Below are 15,103 nucleotides of genomic sequence, written 5' to 3'. Positions count from 1 at the left end.
AGTAGTTATGTATAATTTATCTTCTGCACAGAAAATGCTATTGTTCTCAGAATTGAACAATCCAAATAACGATTCTTTTTATCTTAAATTTGGGAAAGATTATGATTTGGATGATTTTGAGTATGTGAATTCAGCTATTGAAACCATTTGTCGGGAATATTTAAACTTGCAGATTAAATATGATGAAAACGGTGATTTCAAACAATATTATGCTGATGATGTTGATGTGAATGTTGAAACATTTGAAGTAAATGATGAAAACCTTGATGAGTTTATCAAGGACTATTTGGATAAGCCGTTTGATGATGTTTTTGATTCTCCATTATATAAATGGGCCGTCTTAAAAACTTCTTCTTCAGCAGTTCTCATAGGGGTTGTTCAACACATTTTGCTTGATGGAACCTCTCTGTTTTCAATCGTTCCGCAGGAAATTGAAAAATATATCGATTGTGTAAAAAATGATGAGGAATACGTCCCGATTGATTATTCTTATGAAACTTATGTCGATGCGGAAATTGATTATTTAAATTCGGATGAGGCTAATGTTGATAAAGAATATTGGTTGGATGCCTTAAAAGATTATTCTCAGGATTGGTATTCATTTGATGACTCTCAACTCGGATATTTGGAAGTTCTTTTAGATAAAACGCCGAATTTTGAATATTCCCCGTTCGTTACAGCACTAGCACTTAACTTTTTGTATTTCGCAAAATCTAAAAAGGGCAACGAGCTATTTAAAGATTTGGTCTTAAATACATCTGTCCATGGAAGATACTTCGGCCAGGATGATGCCCTTGGAATGTTTGTAAATACAATTCCTTTAAGATTGAAATATGACGAGGAGTTGACATTTGATGATTTGCTGGCCTATTCAAAAGCAGTTCTAAAAGAAGGATTGTCTCATGCAAAACTGCAATTCAGTGAGTATACAACTGACTTAAGAAACGTTGGAATTGATCCGGATTGCATTTCAATGATTTCAATCGTATCAAATTCCACAAATTATGATTCAAAATTCCTAACACTTCAAAAGGACATCAAATTCCCTCTTCATTTCAGGATAAACAAGAATTATTCGGATAAAAATGGATTGCAATCAATATTCATTGAATACGACAAGTCCTGTTTCAACTCAAAGGAAATAGGTCTCATTGCAGAAGGCATTAAGGATTTGGCAAAGCAGGTTTATGAAGATTCCTCCAAAAAATGCAAGGATTATAACATAAACGTCGTTGACTTCTTCAAAGCTGAAAACTATTATAATAATTTGATTAACTCATTTGATAATCCAACTGCCATTTCCCCAGATGTTAATGGGGATAAAATTAATTTTAAGAAAATATCTAAATCAATTGACATTGATAAATTAAAGAATTTAGCAAACAGATATAGGTTATCTAAAGAGAAATTTTTGCTTGCAACTTTCCTATATAATCTAACCAAATTCTCATTTTCAAAGGATATTTTAATCGCCTATAATCGTGTTGCTGCAGGATATCACTTCAACACTGATTTGACTGTTAAAGAATACTTGGACGATTTTAAACAATATTTTGAGGAATATAACAACTATCCACTTTTAAACAATCAAAAATTAAACTTTGAAAGCGAAATATTGTTCGTCATCGATGAATATGCTAAAAAAGACTACAAATTGGTATTCAATTTTGAAAGCGGCAACATTAACATCAGCTATGATGAATCATTCTATTCAAAAGAATTGATGGAAGCGTTTTTAAATGCTATGGATGTGTTATTGGATAGGTTCTCATCAGAAGATGATCCGCTTAAAGATATTTCAATACGTGAGAATTTGGAATTGGATGAAGGATTTAAGATAGAGCTTGCAAATGAGGGATTGGTAAATAAGATATTTGAAAATATTGCAAGCGAAAATCCTCAAAAAACAATACTCTATGCAGAGGATGGTGAACTGACATATGGTGAATTAAACAGAAAGGCAAATAAAATCGCCAATGGTTTAATCAAAAATGGAGTCAATGTCGAAGACAGGGTAATGTTCATGATGAGGAGAAACAGTGATTTGATTGCCACTGTTTTAGGTATCGTTAAGGCAGGGGCTGCATTCATCCCGATTGATCCGAATTATCCTAAAAACAGAATCAACCAAATTCTAGAAGACAGTGATTCAAAGTTCGTCGTTACTTCGTCAGATATTGATTATGATGGTGAAAATAGAATCGATGTTGATGAACTGCTTAAGGAAGATGACGATTCAAACCCTCAAATTGATTTGACTCCTGACAATCTGTGCTTCCTGATTTACACATCAGGCTCCACCGGAAAGCCTAAAGGAGTAATGATTACTCATAGGGGTATCTCAAACTATATTGCTAATGTTGAGGAGAATGTTCCAATTTACGAGTTGAACCGTAAGTGCAATAAGTTCATTTCAATTTCCACAGTTTCATTCATTGTATTTTTAAGAGAAGTCTTCGGTACAATATTAAACGGACTTCCAGTAGTGTTCGCTAATGATGAGCAGGCTATTGATCCTTTGGAATTGGTTGAACTGTTCAAAAAGACTGGTGCTGAAGGGTTCGGTTCAACACCGACAAGATTGCTTGAATACCTGCAACTGGAAGAGATCCAGGATGTTGTTGGAAACTGCAATGTGATTATTGTGGGAGGGGAAGGATTCCCGCCAGTGCTATACGATAGGTTATCAAAATACACTGATGCAGACATTTACAACTCATATGGGCCAACAGAAGTAACTATCGCTTCACATTATAAGTTAATCGATTCTCCTAATGTCACTGCAGGATGGAAAATGCTGAATGTTGTTGATAAGGTAATGGATATTGATGGAAATCAGCTTCCTGCTTACGTGTCTGGTGAAATCTATGTTGGTGGTGCTGGAATTGCAAGAGGTTACCTAAACAATCAAGAACAAACAGACAAGGTGTTCATGGAATTAAACAATATTCCTTATTATAATACTGGCGATTTAGGTAAGAAAGACGATGCTGGAGAATTATATGTTTTAGGACGTAATGATACTCAAATTAAACTTAGAGGTTTGAGAATTGAATTGTCAGAAATCGAAGGGGCAATTGCAAATTATGAAAATGTGACCCTTTCAAAGGTCATTGTTAAGAAAATCAACTCAATTGAGCATCTTTGCGCTTATTTCACAGCTACAGATGATGTCGACATGGATGATTTAAAGAAACATTTAATCGATTCGCTGCCTGAATATATGGTTCCATCATATTTCACACAGCTTGATGAATTCCCGAAAACACCTAATGGAAAGACAGACTTTAAAAACTTGCCTGATCCGGAAATTGATGTTGATGAATTCATAAAACCAAGAAATGATATTGAAAATGAACTGTTTAATATTGTTTGCGAAATCTTGGGCATCGATGAGTTTGGTGTGAACACTGATTTGTTCAGTATTGGATTGACTTCCCTATCTGTAATCAAATTAACTTCAGCAATTTATAACAATCTAAATGCACAATTGAACGTTACAGAAATCTTAAGTTATAAAACTATTGAGAAGATAGCTTCTGAAATAAAAATAACTGATGATGAGTCAACTGAAGTTCAGGAATTATATCCGTTGACTTCAAATCAGCTTGGAGTATACTTTGACTGCATCAAAGACCCAGAAAACACTGCCTATAATCTTCCAAAGAAAATGGAATTTGGTGAGAATATTGATGCAGAAAAACTTAAGTCAGCAATTGTTACAGCTATTAACAATCACCCATACTTAAAAACAAGAATTGTAATGGAAAACGGGGAAGTCTACCAACAAAGAAGGGATAATCTGAAAGTGGATGATTTGATTGAAATTGTTGGAAAAGCCGATGAGAATGAATTTGTAAAACCGTTCATCTTGGATGAAGGGCCGCTATTCAGATTTAAGATAGTTGGAGATTCAATGCTGTTGGCTGATTTCCACCATATTATTGTTGATGGTACTTCTCTTAACATTTTGTTTGACGAAATAGCCAAAATCTATGATGGAAAAGATTATGAATTGGAGGAACTTGACGGATTTGAATATTGCCTAAACGAAATTAAGACAGAACAGTCAAGTTTGTATAAAGAAGCTGAATTGTTCTTCTTTAACAAAATCAAAGAGTTTGATGAGGCAACATTAATCACCCAAGACATTAACGGTGATGAATCTGAAGGCAATGCTGCAATGGATGATATTTTCATGGATAAGGAAAATATTGATGAGTTCTGTTCTAAATTGAAAATCAGTCAAAATAATCTGTTCCTGGCTGCCACTTCATTTGTTTTATCCAAGTTTGTTTATAAAAGAGATTTATTAATCGCAACAATTACTAATGGTAGATTCAATCCAAATCAACAAAAAACATTAGCAATGATGGTTAAAACTCTACCGTTAGCTTTAAAATTAAATTCTGACTTAAATATTAAAGAATTCTTCGAATACATCAATGGAGAATGGTTAAATGTATTGACATATTCTTCATATCCTTTAACAGAAATCTCAAACGAATATGATATAACTCCTGAGATATTATACGCATATCATGGAAAAATCATTGAAGACATCGAAATCGGTGGAATGAACGTTGAAAGACAATCTATTGACTATGATGGATTGAAATTTAAAATAAACCTTAATGTAGTTGAAGTTGACAATAAATACAGAATTTTCTGTGAATACAATGATCAATTGTACTCCAGTACTTTAATTAACACGTTCCTAAATTGCATTGGTGTTGTTTTAAACAAATTCCAAAAATTCGATGAAAGCACATTAATTAAAGATATTTCAATCATCGAAAATGATGATTGGGGCGTTGATGATTTGGAGTATGATGAGGTTCCGGAACACAGGTTAAATAAGATATTTGAAAAACAAGTGGAACTTAATCCGGATAAGGTCATTCTTTATGCTACAGATGGTGAGTTTACTTATGATGAATTGAATAAGAAAGCCAATAGGATTGCTCACGGCCTTATCAAAAGGGGTGTCGGTCCTGAAGATAGGGTAATGTTTATCTTAAACAGGGACAGTAATGTGATGGCTTCCATATTTGGTATTTTGAAATCTGGTGCAGCATTTATTCCAGTTGATTCGGAGTACCCTGCCGATAGGATTGAGCATGTTTTAACTGACAGTGAATCAAAATTCATCATTGTCGATGATGTAATCGATAAGAAATGCATAGACTTAAGCGACTACAGTGAAAACTTATTGGATGTTAATGAACTTCTTAAAGAAACCGATGAATCAAATCCTAATCCGGATGTCAAAGCAAATAACATGGCTTACCTTATTTACACATCCGGTTCAACAGGACTCCCTAAGGGAGTAATCTTGGAACACGGAAACATTGCAAACTTCGTATATCCTGACCCAAGAAATATCTGTACTTATGAATTGGTCCACAATCTTGAAAAAGAAGATTATAAGGTTTTATCAACAACTACAGTTGCTTTCGATGTATTCCAGCAAGAATTGATGGGTTCACTTTTAAACAGTGTTCCGATAGTATTTGCCAATGATGTTGAATACAAGGACCCTATTGAAATGATGGACCTGATTCACAGAAGTGGCGCCAATGTTTATGTGGCCACACCTTCACGTTTACTTCAATATCTTGAAATTGAAGCAATGCAGGAAACAATGTATGGCTTTAAAGCATACTTGATTGCGGGTGAACCATTCCCACAAAGACTGTATGAATTGCTTTCAGAGCATTCGAACGGTAAAATCTTTAATATGTACGGACCAACCGAAACAACTGTTTACTGTAATGGTGCTTTGCTTGAAAGTTCTGATATTTCAATTGGAAAAGAACTTTTCAATGTTCATGAGTTTATCATGGATTTTGACTCCAATCCTTTGCCTCCAAATGTTATTGGGGAGCTGTATATTGCAGGAAGAGGTGTTTCAAGAGAATATCTGAACCGTCCTGAGAAAAATGCCGAAGCATATGATGAAATAAATGGAATTAGATTCTATAGGTCTGGAGACTTTGCTAAGGTTACTGAAGACGGTGAATTCTATGTATTCGGTAGAATGGACAATCAGATCAAACTCAGGGGTCTAAGAATTGAAATAGGTGAAATTGAAGCAGGAATTGCCAGATATCCTGGAATCAAATCTGTAGCGGTTGTTGTTCGAAAGATTAAAGGCAATGACCATTTGTGTGCTTATTTCACACTTCATGATGAATTTAAGGATGAAAATCGTGAAGAAAATGGATATTCAATCGATGTTGATGATTTAAAAACTAAATTAGCTGAGAAATTGGTATATTATATGGTTCCGACTGTTTATATGGAACTTGATGAGATGCCTCAAACATTGAATGGTAAAACAGACTTGAAGAACTTGCCTGAACCAGTTTTAATCACAGAATATATTGCTCCTGAAAATGATGTCGAAGCGTTCTTTGCAAACTTGTTTGCAGAAATTTTAGGCCTTGATGAAGTGAGTGTAACAGATAGTTTCTTTGACATTGGTGGAACTTCATTGCTTGTTACTAAAATAACTATGGAAGCGTTAAACCGCAATTATAACCTAAATTATGGGGATGTATTTTCAAATCCAACTCCAAGGGCATTGGCGGAATTGATTTTATCTGATGAGTCCGTCGAGAAGAAATCAGAATTGACATATGATTATTCTGAAATTAACAAATTGCTTGTTAAAAATGACATTGAAACAATAATCAATGGTGAAATTCAAGATAGTTTGGGCAATATATTATTGACAGGAGCTACTGGATTTTTAGGAATACATGTATTGCGCGAAATCTTGGAAAATGAAACTGGTGATGTTTACTGTTTCATAAGGGCAAACAAAGTACTCAGCGGTGAAGAAAGATTGAAATCATTACTCTTCTATTACTTCTCCAATGAATATGAAGACTTATTCGGCGAAAGATTGCATGTTATTGAAGGGGACATCACTAACTTTGAAGACTTTGAAAAGCTGGTTCCTGAAAAAATTGATACAATAGTTAACTGTGCAGCAAATGTAAAACACTTCTCATCAGGAACCGATATTGAAGACATTAACCTTGGAGGAGTAGTAAACGGACTTAAATTTGCAAAAATGAAAAATGCAAAATATGTCCAAGTTTCAACCTACAGTATTGCAGGTGAGAGTAAAAACAATTATCCTCCAGTCGATGTTCCATTCACGGAGAAAGATCTATTCATTGGACAGGCTGTAGACAACCAATATCTCAGTTCCAAATTCTTAGCTGAACGTGCAGTCCTGGAAGCTGCCGTCAATGATGATTTGGATGTTAAAATCATGAGGGTTGGAAACTTGATGGCAAGAAGCTCAGACAGCGAATTCCAAATCAACTTTGAATCAAATGGATTCATCAATCGTTTGAAAGCATTTATTACAATCGGAAAAATGCCTTATTCAATGTTGATGAGCAATGTTGAATTTTCACCAATTGACATGACTGCAAAGGCCATTATAAACCTTTCAAAAACACCTAAAGAGTGCACAGTGTTCCATCCATATGACCATCATAGTGTCTGCTTTGGAGATATTATTGAAATCATCAAACCTTTGGGATTGGATATTGAGCCTGCTGAAGAAGAAGATTATGAAACTGCTTTGGATGAAGCACTTGCTGATAAAACAAAACAGGAAGGAGTGTCAGGTTTAATTACGTCCATCGGTTCTGGAAAGGTTAAAAAGATATGGATGCCTGTTGACAATACTTACACTATTCAGGCATTGTACCGCTTAGGTATCAAATGGCCATTCGTATCTGAGGAGTACATTTATAATTTTGTTAAATTCTTGGATGATCTGGATTTCTTCAGTGTTTAGGGGTATGAAAGATGTATGAAAGAAATTATAATTTGTTGAGGGCAAAATTCTCTGAATTTTTCCTCCCCACATTATTTACATCAATGGCAGGTAATATCTGTCTATTTGTAGATGGTTTAATTGTGAGTTTTTTAATAGGGGCAAGTAATCTTGCTCCGATTCAAATTGTAGCTCCAGTAATCACGTTTGTTAATCTTCTTTACTGGATGATTGGATTGGGAGGCAGTGTACTTTGTTCCGTTGCAAAGGCGGAATTCGATGATAAGAAAAGCAATACTTACTTTTCGGTATCCATTATTTCACTTATATCGATAGGGCTATTAATTACGGCTGTAGGATTGCTGTTTTCAGGAAACATCGCTCAATTTTTATGTTCATCCCAACCTGAGCTTGTTTCAGATGTTGCCAAATATTTCGTTGCTTTGATTATTGGTATGCCATTTTTATGTTATATGATGAGCTTGTCTTATTTCATAAGGGCAGATGGTATTCCAACATTGCCGTTCAGGGCAATATTGATAGCTAATATCGTTAACATTTGCTTTGATTTTATTTATATTAAATTTTTCAATATGGGGCTTTCTGGTGCAGCACTAGCTACTTCAACAGGTTATCTGGTAGGTTCTATCTTGATTTCATATTACTTCCTTAAAAAGGAGCGCACATTGGAATTTATAAAATTAAAAGTTAATTCTTTCTTCAGTTTCCTTAAGAAAATCGTAACTTCAGGATTTTCATCTGCATCAACTCAATTATACCTAACTTTAAAGTTGCTTGTCATAAACTTTTTAGTAGGACTTTACGTTGGAAAGTCTGGGGTTGTTGCATTTGGTATTTGTTATAACAGTTTATTTATATTATACATATTCCTGATTGGAACGGCGCAGACAATGTCTCCTATTGTGTCTGTTTACTTTAAAGAGGAGGACTATTCCGGAGTAAATTACATAATTAAAAGATCTTTAAAAATTGTCGTTGCATCAAGTTTGGCGCTATCAATTTTGTTCATTGTCTATCCTCAAGCTTTGTTATTCTTGTATAGCGTTAAAAACCCTGCGGATGTTCCTGTTGTATTGAATGCTTTAAGAATATTTGCGATAAGCTATGTTGGAACAGCTATTACATTTTTATACACATTCTATGCTCAGGCAATTCAAAAAAATCAAATATCTACAGTTATTTCGTTACTTGAAGGATTTGTATTGCCGATTTCACTTGCAGCCATATTGTCTTTTGCCATTGGTGGAAACGGAATTTGGATTTCTTTTGCAATTGCAGAGTTGGTTACAATATTGGTCATTGTTGGTTATTCAAGATACACTAACAAAAAGACAGATGGTGAATACTCAGGATTCTTTATTAACAAGCATAACGATGATGAAAAAGTATTTGAGCATACAATTAAAGGGGATATCCGGGAAGCTGTAGACTTGGCTCGTGATGTTCAGGATTACCTGTCAGGAAATAAATCAGCAACAATAGTGGGCCTGGCAATTGAAGAAATGCTTGTAAACATCATTAACACCAACGATGAAGTCGAAACAATTGATGTTATTGTTAGGGATAACGGGGATAATATTCTAATTTCTGTAAAAGACACGGGAATTGACTTCAATCCGGTAGTTGAAAATGACAAGTTGGAGTTTGACAATATCAGTGTTTTGAATAAGATTGCTGATAAGATTGATTACTCAAGAGTGCTTGGTTTGAACAGTACAGTAATAACTATTAAAAATTAATTGGATGTGGCATAAATCCCACATTTTTTCACGATTTTGACTGCCTATATGATATTGGAATTTTTTAATTAAAAAAATAATTTTTAATCTACTAAAAATTTAGGTATGCCTAAAACTTTAAATATCATTAATGATGATAAATAATTAATGGAGGTAAAGTTATGAACACAGATGCACTTGTCAATGCAATTCTTTCATTCATTATCCCTGGTCTAGGTCAGGCCATTAATGGTTATAAGAAAAAAGGGATTATAATGTTTATAATTGCATTAATTATTGGAATTATAATCTACATAGTTAAATTAGGCTTATTTGGAAATGCTATTTCAATCATATATAGTTTATATGCGGCATATGATGCATATAATACGTATTAGGAATGGCCTATAATTGGATTCGCATAATTTTTTTTAGTCATGGCGCATCAAAAAGATATTGGATAAATTTTATAGTATTTTGAAAAATAAGTTTTAAAAACTTATTTTATTTTTTTCATCACAGATTTTTTTTGAATTGTTGACTTCTATAATAGTTAATTGGCTTTATCCAGTTCATTAATGTTTGTTCCTTTAGTCTCTGGGAATACCCAAATCCAAATACCTACCAGCAGAGCGAATATTGCTGCAATTGCTATTCCATAGCTTAAATCAAAGTATGCGGCAACAAGAGTAATGATTGATGGGGTGATGAATTGTGCTCCCCGTGCAAGGTTGAATACTGTTCCAACACCGGTATTTCGTATTTTTGTAGGGAACAGTTCAGAGAACAATGCACCGAATCCGCCGAAGAATCCTGTTCCGAATCCTGTTAGGAACATGAATACGAATATCAAATCGTTGATTGCATTGATCTGGTTCCAGCAGATGGTTATCATTGATATGCTGAATGCCATGATGAAGCTGTAGATTGTAAATGCAGGACGTCTTCCAAGCTTCTCGGCTACAAAACCGAATGTGGTGTATCCTAAAAAATCTCCGCATTGGATTAATATGATTCCGAATGTGGATCCGATTAAGGCAAGGCCCCTTTCCTTTGCAAGATAGGTTGGCAGCCAGGAATACGTAAACCAGTATGCGGACATACCGAATATGCATAATATTAATGATATGAGGAATATTTTCCTGTGCTCTTTTGCGACTAATTCCTTGAACTCCTTAAAGATGTTCTTGTTTACATATTGGTCCCTATTTTGAATCCAGACATCTGACTCTTTAAGATGTTTTCTTATGAAAATGACCATGAGTGCAGGAAGGATTGAAATTAGAAATGTCATTCTCCAGCCGACGATTGGAGTTATTATGCCGCCCACAATTGATGCTAAAATCACTCCAACAGGCGCTCCGGATTGCATGAACGCTCCGAATTTGGCTCTTAAATTGTCGGGGAATGTTTCGCTGATATAGATCTGGCCAGTAGCCCATTCTCCACCGACACCCAGGCCGGTAATGAATCTAAATATTACGAGCGAATAAAATGACCATGAAAATGCGGATAGTAATGTGCCTATCGAATAAACGATTATTGTCCATTGCAATACTTTTTTACGACCGTGTTTGTCGCCCAATGCTCCAAAAATAATTCCTCCCAAACCTGTTGCAAATAGTGATATACCCAGGCATAATGAAAGCATTTCGGCGGAGAAGTTCAAGTCGGCTTGAAGTTGAGATATTAAAAAGGTGAACAGGACCAGATCATAGAAATCAAAAACCCAACCTGCCCAGCTCAATCCAAAAATTCTATAGTGGTCTTTGTCTAGCTTTGTCTGTTCATTCATTAGCATGATTTTATCAACCCGTATTTTGTTTAGATTTTTGAGATAAAACTAATCAATATGTAATTTTAGGTTGGACATAATATATATCTTTTTCACTATTGTTTTCACATTATTGGCTTGTCGTGGCTTTTAAGAAAGCTATTTTAATAATGGCGATAATATAATACTTTAATTAAATATGCGAAATTTGAGGTTTTTTCTGAAAAATGATTGAAAAATAAACTTGTGAAATAATATCTATTGTTTTTTTGTTAAAATGTGAATTAATCCTGTAAAAACTAATGACGTGTTTAAATGAAGATTATCGATGCTTTAAAAAGTTATTTAACAGATTGGAAAAATCTCCTTACACATGGGATTGTAGGTGTGATTCTTCTATATTGTCTGCTTTTTGCTCCTGTGGCATGGTATTGGAGAGTTATTTTGTTCATTCTTGTAGTTATTTTCAATGTTATTAGAATGAAATACTCTAAAAATAAGAAAAATTAGGTATTTTTTCAGTTTTGCCACATCATTTTTAAAAATATAATTTATTTTTATTCACACTTTTTTTAATTTTAAGTTAAAATATTCAGAATATATCAAAATCTTTATAACTCTTGACAATAATAAATTAAAAATAAGGAGGTTTTTTATGGATATTAACAAAAAGATTTTACTTCTAGTTGCATTAGTATTCATTGCTAGTGTCGGTATAGTTGTAGCTCAAGATACCACAATCGATGACTATACATTCACTATTCCTGATGGATATGAAGTTAAAGAAGTCAATGGTTCAATGATTACTCTGATGGAAGGAGACGAACATGCAATCGTAGTGATGATTACTGATGATGTTAAAGACAGTGAGGATGCAAAAGAGAATCTTGAATCTCAAGGTTACAAATTTATAGGTGAAGATACCTATTCCGTGGGTAGCAAAGAGGTTCGTCAACAGAATTATGAAAAAAATGATTATACTGTCATGACATATGTTTTCTCTGTTGGGGATGACCAATGTATAATTACATTCACTATTCCTTCATCTGAAACAGCGCCTGAAGGAGCTGACAATCCAGTAAGTACAATCATAAACTCAATTAAATAATCTTCATGGTTATTTAATTCTTTTTTTATTTTTTTTCAGTTTGTTTTCACTTTGTAAAATTGCTTTTAAACACGACAAACACTTTATATGCTTTTAAGTCTAATGTATTTTATGAAATTTAAAATAATAAATGATTTAGCTATATTTTTGGACAATATCATTTTTTAAAAGTATTTATCTAGATTACAGGAATTTTTGATTGGTGGAACTATTTTTACAGAGGCAAGTAAAGTTTTAGCTATAATTATAATTTTTATATTGGTAGGTGAAGTTGCTTTAGCATTAACATTATCGATTCTAAATTTGCCTATTTCTGTGTTAATATTGCCCTTTTTTTCAATTCCTATTCTTTTCACATATGTCATTGTCCAGCAGGAAAAACGAGCTCAGGAAATTGAAAAAACTGCACCTGACTTTTTAAGGCAGCTTTCAAGCATGTTACAGGTTGGATTAAGCTTCGAAAATGCAATGGAAGATATGTCTCAGTACGGAGAAGGACCGCTCTACGATGAGTTGTCTTAACGGAGGGTCTCCATTATGATGGTATGATGAACTGTGGTTTTGATTCATCTAAAATTGGTAGTTTTTTTAAGTGTTGGAAAACATATTATTGATTACAATACACACTAAATGTATTGTGATATGTAATATATGGTTTAGATATTATCATTTGTAATACATTAGCTAATATATTACAGTTGATAATATATGTTTTGCTATTGTATAATGGTTGATCAAACTTGAAAATGAAGGATATTAGATATCCGAACCAATTTTAGCACAAGGGTTACAATTGGAATTTAAAAATAAGTGAATTTCCCATATAAGTTTTAGGTGACGTTTATGGACAAATATTTAACTGAAACACCAAGTATTGATTATATGAATCCTCATATTCAGGAAAAGGTTTGTGAATTAAAAAATCAGTCAACTGATGAAGCCGATTATATCAAAAGATGCTATTTCTTTGTTAAGGATGAAATTCCTCACTCATGGGATATTGGAGTAAATACCGTTTCAAGAACTGCTAGCGAAGCATTGATAAATAAAACTGGAATATGCTGGGCAAAATCATGTCTTCTTGCAGCACTTCTAAGGGCAAACGGAATTCCGTCAGGAATCAGCTATCAGCTTCTGACAATTGCCGAGGACGACAGTCAGGGCCACATTGTTCATGCTTTAAATACTGTTTTCAATGGGGATAAATGGATTAGAATTGATGCTCGGGGAAATACGGGTGACGACGATTTAGAATTTAGTTTGGATAAAGACCAGTTGGCTTTTCAGGTTCGAGAGGAATTTGGTGAAATCGATTTCAAGGACAATAATGCCGATTTGGATGAAAGATTGGTAAATACACTGGCACAAACCGAGAATTTGTTTGAGATTAACATTGATTTCGACTTTTAATATTGTTGCGAGGAATATTCGAAATACAAGAAAAATAGTTTAAGGTTTTAAATATTGTCTTTACCTTGTAAAATTGATTTAGAAAATAACAAACACTTTATATGCTTTTAAGTCTAATTTTATTTTATGAAATTCAAAATAATTGATGATTTAGCAATATTTTTGGACAATTTTATACCTGAAAACTATCTATCCAAATTGCAGGAATTTTTGCTGAGTGGAGCTATTTTTACTGATGCAAGTAAAGTTTTAGCCATACTCATAATTTTCATTTTGGTGGCAGAAATTGTATTGGCATTAATATTAACACTTTTAAACCTGCCGGTGTCTGTATTAATCTTGCCACTTTTTGTCATTCCTGGCCTTTTCACGTATGTTATTGTCCAGCAGGAAAAACGGGCACAGGAAATCGAAAAGACTGCTCCTGACTTTTTAAGGCAATTGTCAAGCATGCTGCAGGTCGGACTGAGTTTTGAAAACGCAATGGATGACATGTCACAGTATGGGGAAGGGCCGCTCTTTGACGAAATGCGCAGAACAATAATTGAAATCCGTATGGGTCGAAATTTTGATGAAGCATGGACAGCAATGAGCAAACGTTTAAAATCAAAAGAGTTGGAGAGAATTTTTGGAATTATTTTGGATGGTCGTAAGAGCGGGTCAAGCATTTCCAATGTACTTTTGGATTTGTCTGATGATTTGCGCGATTTGCTTGCCATTAAACGTGAGAGAAAATCATCTGTCATGATGTCTGTAATGTTTCTGTTAATCTCGGCAGTTATTGCAACGCCGTTTGCAATAGGGATGGTCGGAGTCTATTCGGAGTTTATGCAAAGCTATGGAATGGAATCGGAGATTATTCTAACTGCACCTTTGGCAGGCGAGATTTATTTGATAATCCACTCTATTCTAGTTGGTTTCATAATCAGCATAATAATGTATGGGGACGTTAAGAAAGGAATCAAGTTTTCACTGCCTCTTGCTGCAGCGGCTTTTGGAATATTCTATTTCATATCTGCCTTTGGTGGAAGTCTGCTTATGGGGGGATTCTAGTGGATGATAACGGACAGGCATCAGCAGAGTTCATATTGCTGTTTGGCGGAATTATGGTCGTTGTCTTATTGGCCATTTACATGTATAATAATTACATCTCTGATTTGAGTGGTGAAATCTCATCAAAAGAGGTTAGGGAATTTAATAATCAGCTAAACAATTTGGAAAAATATTTCAAATAGATTTTTTTGAACTTGTTTGATTTTCACATATTTGAC

General features: G+C 34.1%; 10 protein-coding genes. 9 read left to right on the top strand and 1 reads right to left on the bottom strand.

The genetic code is table 11. The annotated features are described in order from the left end of the window. Window positions 1-7 precede the first annotated feature (7 nt). From IJE64_RS03960 to IJE64_RS03950, 3 genes are all read left to right on the top strand, one after another. Window positions 8-7,822, top strand: coding sequence for a non-ribosomal peptide synthetase (locus tag IJE64_RS03960; RefSeq protein WP_292782337.1), 7,815 nt, complete (start codon window positions 8-10; stop codon window positions 7,820-7,822). An 11-nt stretch (window positions 7,823-7,833) separates the two neighbouring features. Then, window positions 7,834-9,561, top strand: coding sequence for an MATE family efflux transporter (locus tag IJE64_RS03955; protein WP_292782334.1), 1,728 nt, complete (start codon window positions 7,834-7,836; stop codon window positions 9,559-9,561). A gap of 161 nt (window positions 9,562-9,722) precedes the next feature. Further along, entirely contained in the window at window positions 9,723-9,938 is a 216-nt protein-coding gene (locus tag IJE64_RS03950) for a hypothetical protein (protein ID WP_292782332.1), read from the top strand. Between the two features lie 155 nt (window positions 9,939-10,093). Here the strand turns inward: IJE64_RS03950 and IJE64_RS03945 are convergent, their stop codons facing one another. Next, a complete protein-coding gene (locus IJE64_RS03945) occupies window positions 10,094-11,341 on the bottom strand; it encodes an MFS transporter (protein WP_292782329.1) in 1,248 nt (415 codons plus the stop codon). Between the two features lie 288 nt (window positions 11,342-11,629). Between IJE64_RS03945 and IJE64_RS03940 the strand changes: the two genes are divergently transcribed. The 6 genes from IJE64_RS03940 (at window position 11,630) to IJE64_RS03915 (ending at window position 15,067) form a co-directional block, all read left to right on the top strand. After that, window positions 11,630-11,824 (top strand): hypothetical protein, encoded by a 195-nt coding sequence (locus IJE64_RS03940; RefSeq protein WP_292782326.1) that lies wholly within the window; start codon window positions 11,630-11,632, stop codon window positions 11,822-11,824. A 145-nt stretch (window positions 11,825-11,969) separates the two neighbouring features. After that, window positions 11,970-12,422 (top strand): hypothetical protein, encoded by a 453-nt coding sequence (locus IJE64_RS03935; protein WP_292782322.1) that lies wholly within the window; start codon window positions 11,970-11,972, stop codon window positions 12,420-12,422. A 258-nt stretch (window positions 12,423-12,680) separates the two neighbouring features. Beyond that, a complete protein-coding gene (locus IJE64_RS03930) occupies window positions 12,681-12,944 on the top strand; it encodes a type II secretion system F family protein (protein WP_292782319.1) in 264 nt (87 codons plus the stop codon). Window positions 12,945-13,265: 321 nt separating this feature from the next. Next, window positions 13,266-13,832: a transglutaminase family protein gene (locus tag IJE64_RS03925; RefSeq protein ID WP_292782317.1), complete on the top strand. Its 567-nt coding sequence runs from the start codon at window positions 13,266-13,268 to the stop codon at window positions 13,830-13,832. Between the two features lie 126 nt (window positions 13,833-13,958). Then, the gene (locus IJE64_RS03920) at window positions 13,959-14,885 is read left to right on the top strand and encodes a type II secretion system F family protein (protein WP_292782315.1); all 927 of its coding nucleotides are present in this window, start codon (window positions 13,959-13,961) and stop codon (window positions 14,883-14,885) included. After that, complete coding sequence (locus IJE64_RS03915) at window positions 14,885-15,067, top strand: class III signal peptide-containing protein (RefSeq protein ID WP_292782313.1); 183 nt, start codon at window positions 14,885-14,887, stop codon at window positions 15,065-15,067. Before IJE64_RS03920 ends, IJE64_RS03915 begins: the two co-directional genes overlap by 1 nt. Window positions 15,068-15,103 lie beyond the last annotated feature (36 nt).

Source organism: Methanobrevibacter sp. (genome assembly GCF_017409525.1).
Classification (GTDB): domain Archaea; phylum Methanobacteriota; class Methanobacteria; order Methanobacteriales; family Methanobacteriaceae; genus Methanocatella.
The sequence above is the reverse complement of the archived record's forward strand: the minus strand, read 5'-3'. Positions and strand labels throughout refer to the sequence as shown.